The following is a 13,700-nucleotide window of genomic DNA, read 5'->3' as shown; positions in this document are numbered from 1 at the left end:
CCCTCTTACCCCGATGGAACGCCCACTCAAAGGGTTAGCACGGGAAGCGCGCGCATATTCTCATTGCAGAGTATCCCGTCAACCGAGTCAATCGCACCGACGAACTGTTGCCATGGGTCGTTGCCTATCGGCTTCACGCCGACGTCATCTGAACCCACTATAAATCGCGTTCAGCACCTTCACATCCGCGCGCGTTCAGATACGGTCACGATTGGACACGTACGGATATTCTGCCAATCTAATCACTGAAGACGTCTCCCACGAACCCGGCGAATCTGGCGTGAAGAATAACCAGTTGGTGGCACGGACATGTTGCCGAAACCGATACGAGCCGGCGTTGAGCACCAAGAAATTTCACGTCGTTTCGATCGACGGCAGCCACGAAGGCGCTCCACGCAAAATACCTCGTATTGGCTTGAGAACGCGCTTCTAGTAGGTTGGCCGGACATCCGTCGTTCCTGCACCAACGTGCAGTGCGACGGCCCCTTAGGTCTCACCTTTGAAGAGCACAGAACACATTCGCGGGCGATCCATCCGCGTAGTTTGCGATGACCTGTACGCTCGGCTCCTTCCGGCACGTTCCCTTGACCAAAGTTGGCTCGGTCCACGATAGTTCTTTTATCGCTATTTTTTCCGCAAGCACACCTGCAACGCATCCGGCACTACGCAAAGCGACGAACTTCCGACGGGCAACGCCAGACGAATCGATACTTCGGAGTACGTCTCGAATGACAACGAGCCTGTTAGGATCGGCGCCGACATCGCCGTTGCCGCTGACTGTCGACGTGATGGCGCATATCGTTATCGGAGCGAGTGAAAGCGAAGGACGCCTTCGGGAGCTACTTCAAGGTGGGCCCGCCACTGACCGTCCTGACCATCGCGGTCGGCGTGCTGTGGCTCTCCGTCAGATAGACACCTACGCATGCGTCGAAGCGGTTTGAACCGAGTCGACGCGACACTGCCTGCACGACCCGTTGGACGCGGGTAACCGCGCCCAGCTACCCGACAATACCCGTGCAGGGTCACCTTGCCGCCGGTGCCGGTTTGCTTCGGTACGAGCCCTGCCCATGCGGCAAACTCACGGCCCGACCTGAACGATTTCGCATCATCCATCATCGCTGCTGCTACCGGCGCTGTAAGCAGTCCCACGCCAGGAATCTCGCTGATCGCCTTCACAGCCTTGTCTTCCTTCTTCCACTCGCGCATACGCCGCTCGATATTTGCAATCTGTTCGTCCAGCTTTGCCAGCCCGTTCCATTGTTCGCGCAACGTGTTGATCAGCGCCGATGGCAGGCGCTCTGCAATACGGCCGAACACTTCCGGTATCGCCTTGTCCAGAGTCGCACGCCCGCAGCCCATAACCTCGCCGCACTCCGTCAGCAAGCCTCGCAGACCGTGCGTACCGTTCTTCAACTTGACAATATCAATCAGGCATCGAACTGGTGCATCGCATTCGAGAAGGCCGGTTCGTCACGTGAGTTCGCAGGCTTTCTTTCATCGCCCTCTTTGTGCCGGCGTCCGAAATACCTCGATAGTCATGGCACGTATGCCCTCAAATCCGGCAAAATGATGCAGTGACGAGCGCGGCTCGAACCGTCGTCGGCGCTTGAATCACATTACATACGAAAGGAGACAGCACGTGCGATCAAGCAGACTGGCTTGCAAGATTTTCAGCGTCGCGTTTTTTGCCGGGTTCGCGATGTCGGCGTCAGCCCAAGTGGCAACAGGCGATACATCGTCACTGAAAATCGCGCTATCGAATAACTACGCCGGCAACAGCTGGCGTCAGATGATGCTCAAGAGTTGGTCCGACGTCGCGGACGTCGCAGTCAAACAGAAAGTGGTGGCAGCCGCACCCACATTTACCACGGCCGAAAGCCAGGCGACCGAGCAAGTCCAGCAAATCCAGAACCTGATTCTCCAGGGCTTCAAGGCAATAACGGTCGACGCTGTGTCCCCCACCGCGCTTAACGGCGTGATCAAGCAGGCGTGCGCCGCGGGCGTGACGGTCGTGTCGTTCGACGGCATCGCAACCGAGCCTTGCGCATACCGAATCGCCGTCGACTTCCAGGGCGTGGGCAGAATGCAGGTGGATTATCTGGCGAAGCGACTCAATGGCAAGGGCGACCTGCTCGAGATCCGCGGACTGGCCGGCGTGTCGGTCGACGACGAGATTCATCAAGGCATGGTCGAGGAGCTCAAAAAGTATCCGGGTCTGAAGGTAGTCGGATCGGTACATGGCGACTGGACACAAACAGTCGCGCAGAAAGAAGTGGCGAGCATCTTGCCGACGTTGCCGAAAATCGACGGCGTCCTCACGCAAGGCGGCGATGGTTTCGGCACAGCACAGGCGCTGAAGGCAGCCGGCAGGCCGACACCGATCATCATCCTCGGCAATCGCCAGGAAGAACTCGCGTGGTGGGCCGATCAGAAGAAGAGCGGCTATGAAACCATGTCGGTAACCATTCCGCCGGGTGCGTCGACGTTTGCATTCTGGGTGACGCAGCAATTGCTGGCAGGCAAGAAGATGCCGCACGACATCCGTATGCCCGTGCTCCAAGTGAAGCCGGAAGAGCTCGACGCCGTGCTGGCAAAAACGCCGCCGGGCTCGCTCGCGAACAAGGAATACACGCGCGAGGAAGTGGTTGCAGTCGTGGCAGGCAAGTAACGAATCCACAAGCGCCGGCCGGCTTGATTGGCCGGCGCTGTACGTTGTTTCTGCTTCAGCGTGCGGCGCCCCGAACACCAACATGCAGCGCATACACCGATGAACTCGCTGTAATGAACAGCCGGTTGCGGCTCAGGCCGCCAAAGGTCAGGTTGGCCACCGTTTCGAGAATCAGGATCTTGCCGAGCAAGGTGCCATCTGGCGCATAGCAGTGCACACCGTCTTCCGCACTCGTCCATACATTGCCGTGTTCGTCCGTCCTCAGGCCATCCGGCACGCCGCTTTCCATCTCCACGAATATGCGTCCGTTGCGCAACGCTCCGCCGCTGGCGACGTCGAAGACGCGGATATGGCGCGGCCCATCCACATCATGCGACGCACCGGAGTCCGCAATGTACAGACGTGCTTCGTCCGGCGAAAACGCAAGTCCATTAGGCTTAACGAAGTCGTTGGCAACGAGGCACACGCGTCCATCGTCTGGCGAAACACAATACACATTGCAACTACCAATTTCGCTCGATGCGCGAAAGCCTTCGTAATCGCTCAGGATTCCATAGTCAGGATCGGTGAACCAGATCGCGCCGTGCGAATCAACAACAAGATCGTTCGGGGAATTCAGTCGCCGGCCTTCGTAATGCGACGCGAGCACGACAACGCTGCCATCGTGCTCCGTGCGCGTGACTTGACGGCCGCCGTGCTCGCAGCTTAACAGGCGTCCTTCGCGGTCGCGCGTATTGCCGTTGCTGTAATTGGAGTTGGACCGGTAGACGCCCACGCCCATGCCCGGCGCCCATCGCAACATGCGGTTGTTGGGGATATCACTCCAGATCAGCAAGTCGGTCGCCGGAAAGTACACCGGCCCCTCGGCCCACAGGCATTCGTCGGTGAGCCTTTGCAGTGGCGCATTAGGCTGGACCAGCGTGCGAAAACGGGGATCGTGTACTTCAAGTTCGTCAGATTTCACTATCTTGTCCTTTTGAACGCGCTTTTATCGCAACGCCTTGCCGCCGGCCGCGACCGTTACGACAATGATCAGCAAACCGTACACCACCGAGCGCACGCCCGAATCGGCGCCGACCGCATTGAGTACGGCATTCGTGAGAAACAGGAACATCGATGCACCCCAGACCCCGGCGATGGTCGGCTTGCCGCCTGTGACGAGCGTGCCGCCGATCACGACAACGGCGATCGATATCAACATGTACTCCACGCCCATGTCGAGCGACGCGCCGCCGGAGACCGCCGCGAGCAGCAGCGCGGTGACCGCCGCAATCACCGATGACAGCACGTAGGCAATGCAACGCGTCCAATGCACATCGACGCCTGCGAGCCATGCAGCGCGCGAGTTCTGTCCGATGGCGGAAAGCCGGCGGCCGTAGATGGAACGATGCAGCAGCAACGCGAGCGCAAGCGACAACACAAACGCCGCCAGTGCAATGTACGGGATCTGCGCGAGGCGACCGGCTGCAAACGCCCCGAGCGCAGCAGGCGGCGGCGGCAATTGACGCCCCTGCGTGATTGCCAGCGACTGGATTATGAAGCTGGACGACAACGTCGCGATGATCGGCGGAATGCGAAGCAGGCGGATCAGCGCGTAATTGGCGAGCCCGACCGCGATACCCACGCCGAGCACCGCCGCGAAGCCCAGCACGATCTGGCCGTTCAACCCGTTCATCACGTGCATGCTGACAACGCCCGCGAGTGCGATCGTGGACGGCACCGACAAGTCGATGTTGCCCACGCCGGACGTGATGACAAGCATCTGCCCGAGACCCACCAGCACCATGAAAACGCCGTACACCAGCGCCGTCTGGGCCACGTTGGTCGCAATCGAAAACCCGAAGATCAAGACGATGGCCAGCCAGACCAGAACCGCACCCGCGAACGACCAGGCCCACGGCGCCTGAACGCTTTTGAGCCGGGCCAACCAGCCGGATCTGGGCACCAGCGCAACGGTCGCTTCTTTATCGCTGCGCACTTCGCTGGATGTTTGCGGGCTCATTGGTGGTCTCCGCGTTGCAGCATCACGCGCAACGACAGCACGACGATCAGGATCGCCCCTTGCATGCCGACTTGCCAGTCCGACGAAATATTCAGGAATGCGAGAAACGACGCGGCAAGCGTCAGCGTGATCGCGCCCAGCACCGCACCGATCACCGACACGCGCCCGCCGACGAATTCCCCGCCGCCCAGGATCACGGCCGCAATCGACAGCAGCGTATAACGCAAAGCGAGATTGGCATCGGCAGAGGTGGTCAGGCCCAGAAGCGACAAACCCGACAAAACGCCGAACAAACCCGCGATGCCGTAAAGCGTCGCCTTGCTGCGCACGAGCGACCAGCCGAAACGACGCATCGCGCGTGGATTTCCCCCGGCTCCGCGAATCCGGACGCCCGCCGACGTGCGCATCAGTAACAGATGCCCAAGCACTGCGATCAGGGCGGACCAGACGATAGGTGCTGCGATCCACGGTGTCTGGTAGTTCATCGCCGTGCCGAGCCACTCGGGGCTCGTGCCGCCCGGGGAGGGCAGCAACACGATCGCGAGCCCGCTCCAGACGAACGCCAGGCCAAGGGTCACCACAATCGATGGAATCTGCCGCAGCTCGATCAGCGCCCCGACCGCTGCGTACGCCAGCACGCAGCCCACCAGCGTCAGTACGCCGAGCCACGGCTGCTTCACCAGCAGGGTCGCGCCAATGCAGGCCACGAGGCTCACAAATGGCCCGATCGATAAATCCAGGTCGTTGACCGTGATGATCGCGAGTTGAGCGAGCGTCGCGAGCACGATAGGCACGGCAAGGTTCAGCAACAGGCTCGAACCGAAATAGCTCATCGTTGCTGGCTGCAGGCACAGGATCGGCACGAGCACGGCGACCAGCGAGATGGCCGGAAGCAACGCGCGCAATCGCGCCTGGGTAATCGCAAACGTCAAGGGGCATGCTCCTCGAAACTGGCGGCCAGGAGTGCTTCCTCCGTGCATTCGTCGGCGTGCAGCAGGCGCGTGACAGATGCCGAACGAAACACATAGGTCCGGTCACAATACGTCAGTTCTTCGTTCTCGGTCGTGTACCAGATGAAGGTGCGGCCCTTCGCCGCTTCGTCGCGCACGAGTTGATAGATGTCTCGTTTGGTGCCGACATCGACACCGCGAGTGGGATCGTCCATCAGGATCAGATCGGCATCCGAAGCGAGCGCGCGTGCGAACAGCACCTTTTGCTGGTTACCGCCGGACAGCGAGAGAATGCCCGCGTTCATCGATGCACCGCGAATCCCGATCTTCACGCGCCACGCCTCGACGACCGCGCGCGCCGCCGCAAAATCCACGAGCCCTCGAATCGGCAAGCGCTTCGCCCCGGCCCTGCCCGCTTCAGCCATACCGCCGCTCAACCAGCGGAGGTCGAGGTTCTGCGCGATCGACCAAACGGGAAACACACCGTCGCGCCCGCGATCGCCTGCCACGAAAGCCACTTTCGCGCGACCAGCTCCGCGGCTGGTAGCGGCTTCGTAGATGGCTAGCAGCGCCTCCGTCTGCCCTTGTCCCGCGAGCCCCGCAAAGCCGATCACCTCGCCGCGCGAAGCGTCGATCTTCGTTCGCCGTCCCGCGCCGAGCGCCCATTGGTACTCCGGGCCGTCGGCGCGTTGAAGGCGCGCACGCTGGTCGGCCGACGCCTTGTCGACCTCGAGGTGCTGGCCCATCGCAAGGATGATCGCTTTGCGGCTGAGATTGTCCCGCGCGAGCACGCTGACAATGCTCCCGTCGCGCATCACTATCACGCGGTCCGCCACACGCTGTATCTCGCCGAGCATGTGAGTGATAAGCAGGCACGTGATGCCGCCCTGCGCAGCCTTGCGCACGAAGGCAAGCAACTGTTCCGCGGTATGCGCATCGAGCGACGAGGTGGGTTCGTCGAGAATCACGAGACGCACGGAGGTATCGGTGATAGTGAAACCCCGGGCGATCTCGACCATCTGCCGCTGCGTGAGCGTGAGGTCGGAGACCAGTTCGTTGCCGCTCAATCCGTTGCCGGGAAAGATTTCTTCCAGCTTCGCACGCATGAGAGCGGTCGCCCGCCGCCGCCAACTGCGCCCACGCAGTTGCGGATGCACGATGCACATGTTCTCGGCGATGCTCAAGTTCGCGCAGAGCGACAACTCCTGGAACACGCAGCGCACGCCGGCGTGGCGCGCGGCGTTGGCGTCGTAGCCCGGCAACGACTCGCCATCGACCTCGATGTGCCCTTGCGTAGGTTCGAAGACGCCCGCGAGCACGGCCATGAGCGTCGATTTTCCGGCGCCGTTATGCCCGGCGATGCCTACGCACTCGCCCCGCAGGAAGCTGAAGTTGATGTCAGTCAGCGCGCGCACGCGGCCGAATGTCTTGCCGATGCCATGGAACCGGATCAGCGCCTCGCGCCCTGTCTCTTCCGTCTCTGGCGTATTTTTTATTTCGCCCATTCACATGCTCCGCATGTCTGGTTCCGACACCACATAACCGCCTGGGTCGGGCTCATGCGCCCGCCGCGGGCGGGCGCATTCAGCTTACTTCTTGCTGAGCAGCGCGACCGTTTGCGGCAACGTGTAGGTCACGTCGCTGATGCCGCCCTGCGGCGTCGCCGAGAGCTTCGCCTGCAACTGTTCCTGCGAAATATCGAGGAGCGGCACATTGATGGTCACGTCCTTCGGGATATTCTTGCCGGCCAACACCTGCTGCGCCACCCAGAATGCAAACGATACCGCGCCCGGGGGATTCGACAGTGAACGCGACTGATAGCCGTTTTTCGACTGCTCGTTCCACCAGTTGAGCTCCGCATACGTGCTGCCAATAATCATCGGCGGCACCGGCCGGTTGGCCGCCGTGAAGGCCTGCGCAATGCCGAACGACATCTCGCCTTCGGTCGCCACACCATCGACTTGCGGCAGCGTCGGCAGGATGCCGGCCACCGCCTTCTGCGCCACCGATTGCGTCCAGTCGCCGTTCACCGAACCGACGAGCTTCATGCCCGGGTACTTCTTCAGTCCCGCGAGCACACCCTCGTGCATGAGGTTATCGACGGAGATCCCCGCCACGCCTCGCACTTCGAGAATATTGCCCCTGCCGTTCAGACGTTTGGCGAGATAGTCGACGCCCGCCTCGCCCCAGCCGCGGAAATCGAAATTAACACGATACGCGCACGGTTCATCGACAATGCCGTCGAACGACACCACGACGACGCCGGCGGAGCAAGCCTTCTTGATCGTACCGTTGAGCGCGGTGGGCGAGACGGCGTCGATCACGATCGCGTTATAGCCCTGCAGAATCAGGTTCTGGATCTGCTGGGCCTGCTCCGTCACCTGGTTCTCGGCGGTCGTAAACGCAGGCGCGGCGGCGACTTTCTTTTCCTGCACCGCAACAGTCGATACCGCAGCCCAGCTCTTGAGCATCGATTGCCGCCAGGCGTTGCCCGCGAAGCTATTGGACAGTGCGATCTTCTTTTGCGACGTATCGCCAGCCGCCACCTGTGCGTGCGCCGAAGACGCCACCATGCACGACGCCAGCGCGAGCACGGCGCACACATGCCTTCCTGAACCGATCATCCATTTGTCTCCTGTTATGACAGCGTTTCCGATTTTGATGCCGAGTTGGGGCTAGGCCAGCTCCCTTGCCTTGCGGATGCCTTCCCAGAGCCCGTTCAGATAGACCGCGCCGAGGGCGCGATCGTAGAGGCCATAACCTGGCTTGCCCGTCTCGCCCCATATCATTCGGCCGTGGTCCGGACGGATATACCCGGTGTAATCCGCATCGCTGTAGGCCTGCATGATCGCCGCCATGTCGAGCGAACCATCAGCCGTTCGATGCGCGGTCTCATGGAAATCGCCTTTATCGTTCACCTTGACGTTGCGCATGTGCGCAAACGGGATGCATCCCCGGGCGGCGAATTCCCGGACCATCGCGGCGACGTCGTTCGCGGTATCTGCGCCGAGCGAGCCGGAACATAACGTGAGCCCGTTCGCCGGGCTATCCACGATGGAAAGTACGCGTTCAAGATCCGCGCGATTCTTGACGATACGCGGCAAGCCGAAAATGGGTCGCGGCGGATCGTCAGGATGGATTGCCATGCGGATTCCGGCTTCCTCCGCCACGGGAATAACGCGCTGTAAGAAGTATTCGAGGTTTGCCCAGAGGCGCTCTTCACTGCAGGACGCATATTCGGCCAGCAGCGCGCGCAATTGGCCTGCGTCGTAGCTCAAATCCCAGCCGGGCAACTGGATTCCGTCGTCGGGATTGATGCTGGCGACCGTGTCCACGTCGAACGCAAGCGTGGTCGAACCGTCGGGCAGGCACTTCGCAAGCGTGGTCCGGGTCCAGTCGAACACCGGCATGAAGTTGTAGCAAACGACCTTGATTCCGGCCGCGCCCAGATTGCGCAGCGTGCGCGCGTAATTCGAAATCAATGCGTCCCGCGAGGGCTTGCCAAGCTTGATGTCTTCATGAACCGGCACGCTCTCGATCACATCGATTGCCAGGCCCGCCGCGTGGACGGTGGCCTTCAGTTCGACGATTTTCTCGGGCGGCCAGACTTCCCCGACAGGCACGTCGTAGATGGCCGAAACAATGCCGTACATGCCCGGGATCTGACGGATATAGTCCAGCGAGACGGGGTCGTCCCGGCCGAACCACCGAAAAGTCATCTTCATGCCGTTGCCTATTAAGGACCCGTCCCGAAGGGATGCTATGCTTACAAAAAGCAATTTTTTGGTCGGGTGGTCAGGCCACTAGACCGCAAAAACAGTATAGCGGCTTACTTTTGGGCGCGCAATTCAGTTGACGGAGTGAAGAGATGGAACTGCCGAGCCTCAAAGCGGAGCGCTTGTACCAGAAGATTTCGACGTTGCTCATCGGATTTATCAAGGACGGCACGTTTCAACAAGGGCAGGCATTGCCGGCCGAGCGCGAACTGTCGAAACAACTTGGGGTTGGCCGGTCGTCGGTGCGCGAAGCGCTGATCGCACTCGAGATAGCAGGCTGGGTCGAAATCCGCACCGGCACCGGCGTGTTCGTCCGTCACCCCGGCGAAGCCCGCATCGAGCCCGCGCTGATGGACGCGGAGTTCAGCGCGGCGGACTTGCTGTCCGCGCGCGCGGTGATCGAGGGCGAGATCGCCGCGCTTGCAGCCAAAAACGGCACTGATGCGCAGCGAGAAGCGCTGGCGCGAACCATCGGCATGCTGGAGGCGCAATCGGTGAACAACGCCGCGTTTCTCGACGAGGACAAGCGCTTTCACTTGCTTATCAGCGAAATGACCGGTAACGCGGTGCTGACCGAGGTGATGACGGTTCTCTGGAACAAGCGCTACAGCCCCATGTTCACTCATCTCGAGACCTTTTATGCCGACGAGAACATTCCTGTCGCGCTGAACGCGGACCATAGACGAATTGGCGAGGCGATCCTGAATCGCGACGCGCGCGCGGCGAAAAATGCGATGCGCGCGCATCTGCGCAATGTGCATCACACACTGTTCGCGGATTCACCGGACGGCGCTCCGCCGGACAATGGCTAGATGCATGACTACGGTCGGAATAACGCGAGTACGGAACGCCTCGGCGCGAGAATGAGGTAATCGTCCTTTTCGTTCAATTTCTGACAGTTAGTGTCTAAAAACGGTTATCTATCAGAGGCTTGGTGAATCCGTGTTTCGGGGAAATGTTGCAGCACAGGAGATCCTTGCTGGACAGGGCTCTGTGGGCGATGAGCGCCAGAAATTACTGAGATGGACCCGACGCCTCCCCCGGGGGACACTAATCGACTCAACCGGACGTCTGGATGGAGGTTCATCATGGAAATCGATATTCTCGGCATTGATCTCGCCAAACAGGTATTCGTGCGACCTGCAAGTCGCGTGAGTTTCTGTCTCACAGGTGCAGGTATGACCTGATGAAACCGGTTGTTCCATCAACCGTTCCCTACCCGGACATGCGGAGTTGGTAACAGCTCGGTGTGAAGCTTCGGGGACAACGTAGCCGCCGGGTAGCCGGTACGCCGTGCCGCGAGGCAAGGCGGAATCTGCCAGCACGAAGGCGGAGAGGAGCAAGGGATGAGTGGATACGACCAACATATGTGAACTTCCGCTAAACGTCGTGAGTTTGAACAAGCCAAACGTGCTGACAGGCTTGAACCAAAACGGTACGCGGTGAGGAGTGGTCTTTGAATACTGGGCCGCCATGGACAATCAGCCGCCGGCGAAGAGGAAGGGTCCGCCCCGCTCGGAGATTCATGCGGAACAGGGTAAGCCCATAGTGCTGCCGGCATCGGCAGGCGAACCGCAAGGAACGCTGTTGGCGCTGTGGGTAAAGGAATGCGGAGAAAGCGAATGCCCGGCTGTAATGGACGGGATACGGGCTGCAACATCGCTCGACGCGAAAGCGGGCAGACTTCCCTGCGGTCATTCATGGCGAGAGAACCTTGACCAATCGTTATACGAGGGAAGGCAGATGACGGCGATCGGCGCGAAAGCGACCGGGGCTGGTGCGCCCTCGCGCGCTGCACAGATGTGGGATCAGGCAAACTGGTCGCACGTCGAGGCAGATGTAAAACGACTTCAGGTGCGTATCGCCAAGGCAGTTCGGGAAGGCCGATGGGGCAAGGTAAATGCATTGCAACGTCTGCTAACCCGCTCGCATAGCGGCAAGATGTTAGCCGTGAAGCGGGTGACGGAGAATCGCGGCAAGAGAACGCTGGGGGTGGACGGCAGGATATGGTCATCTCCGGCGGCCAGATGGAACGGAATGTTGTCACTTCGACATCGCGGCTATCGTGTGATGCCGCTGCGACGCGTTTACATTCCAAAGAGTAACGGCAAGAAGCGTCCGCTGGGAATTCCCTGTATGCAGTGCCGGGCGATGCAGGCGTTATGGAAGCTCGCTCTGGAACCGGTGGCGGAGACACTGGCGGCCCCGAATTCCTATGGATTCCGGCCCGAGCGCTCGACGGCCGACGCCATCGAACAGTGCTTCATCACTCTGGCAGGCATAGAGTTCATGCATCGCATTTGCAAAGGACACTTCAACCTCGCGAAGCTAAGCCTCAAGGATACCGCTGCGCCCGCTGTGTGGGATGCCGTCCTGACGGTTCGATAAGACTTACTTAGTTATACGAAACACAACGACCCGGACCGCCTATTTGCACCAGAACCTCAACCTCTGCCGAGTTGCCCGCCACGGGGCACATCACGGCCAATGAGAGATGGTGGGCAGTGAGGCCTTCATGTTGAGTCTTTTGGCCTGTGCGGTCGGTCGCTGATGCAGATCGCAGGCGATAACGGCGGACTTCGGTATTTGGTTTGAAACAAATGGATGTTCGGACCTGCGCCGGCTGTGAGTCTTCCTGACAGCGTACCAAAACACAATGCGGCGCTAGACCAGCGACACTCCGCTGGCCATCATCTGCTCCTGGCGACTAGGTACCCTGTACCGACGCAAAGGCAGATCACCGCCTTCGATGTCTGCCTGCGCTCTAGCCACGCACGAACCACGTTCGTTTGGCCGAAGTGAGCATGCCCCGGTACACAAGCCAGGAGACGAGAAAGCTTGCTGGCGCGGAGAACGACTGCACAAGTCCCGGGACATTCATCAACACAAGACCGGCGAACGCACCTGCAAACCATGCGGTCAGGCCGCCTGGATTGAAAGCAGGCACGTGCGAATCGCGGCATTCGACTTCCCCGCCGATCAGTTCGTCGTAGCGTGTCGAACGGATGTGTGCGAGCGCCACACCGACCCACGCGACCACGAAGATTCCCTGATACGCCAGCGCCTGCAGGATCTTCGAAAATACATCGGCCATCATCAAGGCATAAACAGCCACGCCGACAACCAGCGCCCACACGAACTTCGGCGCGCGAAGGCCGAGTACTTTCTGAGAAAAAGCCTGCATATTGATGGCCGCGAGATAGTAGTTCGCGGTATTGATGCGCGACTGCGTTACCCACACGAACAGCAGACCCCAGACCCCCATCAGCTTGAGCAGCGCAAGCACAACGGATACTTCCGAAAGTGTGCCGAGGCCTGGAATCGTACTGACCAGATAGATGCCGACCGCTCCATTCAGCAGGAACGTGACCAGATAGAACGGCATGCCAAAGTTGAAGCGGCCGTGGTAACCCGCGTCCTCCTTGCGGCCAAAACGGGCGTAGTCGAAAGTGAACATCATCAGCACCCAGACGCCCATGTAATAGACAAAGCAACTCCACCAGCCGTTGGCCGGTGCGTTGCCTTTCGGGCCGAAGTCGAGCCACGCTGCGTTGTAGCCATATTCATGGGTAGCCAGCGCGACGGCAGCGACCAGCCCGAGCAGATAGAACGGCAACAGTACGCCGTTGAACTTGTCGAGCCAGTGCTGCACGCTGCCGAACACGAGTGGCACGCTGTAGCAAACGACGATCAGCGCCGCCCACCGGTAGTCGAGCACAGGAAAAAGACTGTGCGCCGCAACAGCGATCACGGACCCTTCGAATACCGCGTAGTAGATCGCAGTCGCGAAGAAGATCAACGTGGCGAGCGCCGCACCTGCGCTGCCGAACAAGACCCGCGAAAATAGCGCGACGGACAGGCCGGTGCGAACCGCGTAGCGGCTGATGATGGAATTGACAATACCGTACGACACCACCGATAGCGCCATCCCGATCAACGCGTTGCGCGCACCGTAATTGAGTGCAAGCGTTGCGCCGACGACAATGTAGAACACCGCGCTGCAAACCGCCCACCAGGCCATCGTGAGCGAAAACGCCGGCATGCGGGCGTTCTCCTGTATAGCGATGGTCGATTGATCCAGATCGCTTTCGGCGGGTTCCTGGGCCAGATTGGCCATGATCGTGCTCCTCAATGCATCTGCAGGTTTGGGAACGACGCCGTGATAGCGACCGTGTTCGGTGCCATGGCGACGAGTGAAAGAAAGACAACCGGTACGGCACAAAATGACGGACGTGTGCGTCCGCGTGCGGCGCATGGCGCCGCACGATCTGATTCGCGAAAATGCACTTAGGGATCACGGGGCC

At 60.3% G+C, this 13,700-nt stretch carries 10 protein-coding genes and 1 pseudogene; 3 read left to right on the top strand and 8 right to left on the bottom strand.

Annotation, left to right across the window (positions count from 1 at the left end):
- Nucleotides 1-801: 801 nt before the first annotated feature.
- Nucleotides 802-1,398: pseudogene (locus P0D73_RS39305) on the bottom strand (transposase); the annotation flags it as partial.
- Nucleotides 1,399-1,699: 301 nt separating this feature from the next.
- Between P0D73_RS39305 and P0D73_RS39300 the strand changes: the two are divergent.
- Nucleotides 1,700-2,668, top strand: coding sequence for an ABC transporter substrate-binding protein (locus tag P0D73_RS39300; protein ID WP_408181636.1), 969 nt, complete (start codon nucleotides 1,700-1,702; stop codon nucleotides 2,666-2,668).
- A 55-nt stretch (nucleotides 2,669-2,723) separates the two neighbouring features.
- On the opposite strand, the gene P0D73_RS39295 is transcribed toward P0D73_RS39300, so the two are convergent.
- From P0D73_RS39295 to uxuA, 6 genes are all read right to left on the bottom strand, one after another.
- Nucleotides 2,724-3,632 carry an SMP-30/gluconolactonase/LRE family protein gene (locus P0D73_RS39295; protein ID WP_408320052.1) on the bottom strand — a complete coding sequence of 303 codons (909 nt, stop codon included), beginning with the start codon at nucleotides 3,630-3,632 and terminating at the stop codon, nucleotides 2,724-2,726.
- A 24-nt stretch (nucleotides 3,633-3,656) separates the two neighbouring features.
- On the bottom strand, nucleotides 3,657-4,670 hold the full coding sequence (locus P0D73_RS39290) for an ABC transporter permease (RefSeq protein ID WP_408320054.1): 1,014 nt from the start codon (nucleotides 4,668-4,670) through the stop codon (nucleotides 3,657-3,659).
- A complete protein-coding gene (locus tag P0D73_RS39285; protein ID WP_408320056.1) occupies nucleotides 4,667-5,602 on the bottom strand; it encodes an ABC transporter permease in 936 nt (311 codons plus the stop codon). Before P0D73_RS39285 ends, P0D73_RS39290 begins: the two co-directional genes overlap by 4 nt.
- Nucleotides 5,599-7,125: a sugar ABC transporter ATP-binding protein gene (locus P0D73_RS39280; RefSeq protein ID WP_408435381.1), complete on the bottom strand. Its 1,527-nt coding sequence runs from the start codon at nucleotides 7,123-7,125 to the stop codon at nucleotides 5,599-5,601. Before P0D73_RS39280 ends, P0D73_RS39285 begins: the two co-directional genes overlap by 4 nt.
- A gap of 84 nt (nucleotides 7,126-7,209) precedes the next feature.
- The gene (locus tag P0D73_RS39275) at nucleotides 7,210-8,244 is read right to left on the bottom strand and encodes an ABC transporter substrate-binding protein (protein WP_408320060.1); all 1,035 of its coding nucleotides are present in this window, start codon (nucleotides 8,242-8,244) and stop codon (nucleotides 7,210-7,212) included.
- Between the two features lie 51 nt (nucleotides 8,245-8,295).
- Nucleotides 8,296-9,345 (bottom strand): mannonate dehydratase, encoded by a 1,050-nt coding sequence (uxuA, locus tag P0D73_RS39270; RefSeq protein ID WP_408435379.1) that lies wholly within the window; start codon nucleotides 9,343-9,345, stop codon nucleotides 8,296-8,298.
- Between the two features lie 143 nt (nucleotides 9,346-9,488).
- On the opposite strand from uxuA, the gene P0D73_RS39265 reads away from it, so the two are divergent.
- Both P0D73_RS39265 and P0D73_RS47045 read left to right on the top strand, forming a co-directional pair.
- Nucleotides 9,489-10,208 (top strand): FadR/GntR family transcriptional regulator, encoded by a 720-nt coding sequence (locus P0D73_RS39265; RefSeq protein ID WP_408181577.1) that lies wholly within the window; start codon nucleotides 9,489-9,491, stop codon nucleotides 10,206-10,208.
- A 661-nt stretch (nucleotides 10,209-10,869) separates the two neighbouring features.
- Entirely contained in the window at nucleotides 10,870-11,784 is a 915-nt protein-coding gene (locus P0D73_RS47045; protein ID WP_459252087.1) for a reverse transcriptase N-terminal domain-containing protein, read from the top strand.
- Between the two features lie 376 nt (nucleotides 11,785-12,160).
- On the opposite strand, the gene P0D73_RS39255 is transcribed toward P0D73_RS47045, so the two are convergent.
- Entirely contained in the window at nucleotides 12,161-13,513 is a 1,353-nt protein-coding gene (locus P0D73_RS39255; RefSeq protein ID WP_408181578.1) for a purine-cytosine permease family protein, read from the bottom strand.
- Between the last annotated feature and the right edge of the window lie 187 nt (nucleotides 13,514-13,700).

This window comes from Paraburkholderia sp. RL18-101-BIB-B, assembly GCF_046026985.1.
Taxonomy (GTDB): Bacteria; Pseudomonadota; Gammaproteobacteria; order Burkholderiales; family Burkholderiaceae; genus Paraburkholderia.
The sequence above is the reverse complement of the archived record's forward strand: the minus strand, read 5'-3'. Positions and strand labels throughout refer to the sequence as shown.

Coding starts and splice junctions, on each gene's coding strand:
- P0D73_RS39280 (WP_408435381.1), bottom strand. CDS start 7,125: ATGGGCGAAATAAAAAATACGCCAGAGACGGAAGAGACAGGGCGCGAG.
- uxuA (WP_408435379.1), bottom strand. CDS start 9,345: ATGAAGATGACTTTTCGGTGGTTCGGCCGGGACGACCCCGTCTCGCTG.
- P0D73_RS39275 (WP_408320060.1), bottom strand. CDS start 8,244: ATGATCGGTTCAGGAAGGCATGTGTGCGCCGTGCTCGCGCTGGCGTCG.
- P0D73_RS47045 (WP_459252087.1), top strand. CDS start 10,870: ATGGACAATCAGCCGCCGGCGAAGAGGAAGGGTCCGCCCCGCTCGGAG.
- P0D73_RS39255 (WP_408181578.1), bottom strand. CDS start 13,513: ATGGCCAATCTGGCCCAGGAACCCGCCGAAAGCGATCTGGATCAATCG.
- P0D73_RS39300 (WP_408181636.1), top strand. CDS start 1,700: ATGTCGGCGTCAGCCCAAGTGGCAACAGGCGATACATCGTCACTGAAA.
- P0D73_RS39265 (WP_408181577.1), top strand. CDS start 9,489: ATGGAACTGCCGAGCCTCAAAGCGGAGCGCTTGTACCAGAAGATTTCG.
- P0D73_RS39290 (WP_408320054.1), bottom strand. CDS start 4,670: ATGAGCCCGCAAACATCCAGCGAAGTGCGCAGCGATAAAGAAGCGACC.